The organism is Acetobacter musti (assembly GCF_011516835.1).
In the GTDB taxonomy this organism is placed as follows: Bacteria; Pseudomonadota; Alphaproteobacteria; order Acetobacterales; family Acetobacteraceae; genus Acetobacter; species Acetobacter musti.
The window spans coordinates 1-713 of the sequence record NZ_WOTB01000120.1 but is presented as its reverse complement, the minus strand read 5'-3'; the positions used below and the strand labels follow the sequence as shown (position 1 = coordinate 713).

The following is a 713-nucleotide window of genomic DNA, read 5'->3' as shown; positions in this document are numbered from 1 at the left end:
ACTCCACCTCTCCTCACCTTGTTGTCCCGCGGGAGTCTGCCCTTCTGCCCCGATTAAGGCAAGCCTGTTCTGAGGCGTGGTAAAGGGGCATTACCACGCCTCAGAAACCCGGCTCCTGATTAAAGGAAACGGCGGAAAACCGCCCGGCCCCGCCTCAGAGCGGCCCTCTGAGCCCCTCCAGCAGCGGATCCAGATCAGTCAGCGACCGCACGCCATACAGAGCCAGAAACCGCTCCGTGGTCACCCACAGCAGCGGCTGCCCGGGCACCGGCTTGCGACCAGGGCTGCGAATCAGGCCCTGCTCCTGCAGCGTCGCCAGCGTCTGCTGCGGCAGCGGCGCATCCCGGAAGCTTTCAATCTCCGGCCGGGTCACCGGCTGGCGGGCGGCAATCAGCAGCAGCGCCTCCAGCACTGCCCGCGGCAGCCGTTGCGGCCGCTCCCGGGTCGCGGCCCGCAGCGCCTCGCCGAGATCGGCGGCGGTGCGGAACATCCAGCCGTCTGCGGCCGGCACCAGCTCAAAGCCCAGCCCTGCTGTCCGCGCCGCCACCCGGGCCATGATGACCCCCACATCCACGTCCTGGCCCAGCGCCCGGGCCAGAGCGGTCTGCGACACCGGATTGCTGCTGCGGAACAGCAGGGCCTCCGCCAGGCGGACCAGCGGAAGAGACGGATCATCCATCCGCTGCACTCTCTGCGCGGGCCTGTGCGGCCCC

At 69.6% G+C, this 713-nt stretch carries 1 protein-coding gene; it reads right to left on the bottom strand.

The window, feature by feature from the left end:
• Positions 1-154 precede the first annotated feature (154 nt).
• Positions 155-679 (bottom strand): SMC-Scp complex subunit ScpB, encoded by a 525-nt coding sequence (scpB, locus tag GOB93_RS21010; protein ID WP_173585281.1) that lies wholly within the window; start codon positions 677-679, stop codon positions 155-157.
• Positions 680-713 lie beyond the last annotated feature (34 nt).

Excerpts from the sequence above, each read along its gene's own strand:
- scpB (WP_173585281.1), bottom strand. The coding sequence starts at position 679 with ATGGATGATCCGTCTCTTCCGCTGGTCCGCCTGGCGGAGGCCCTGCTG.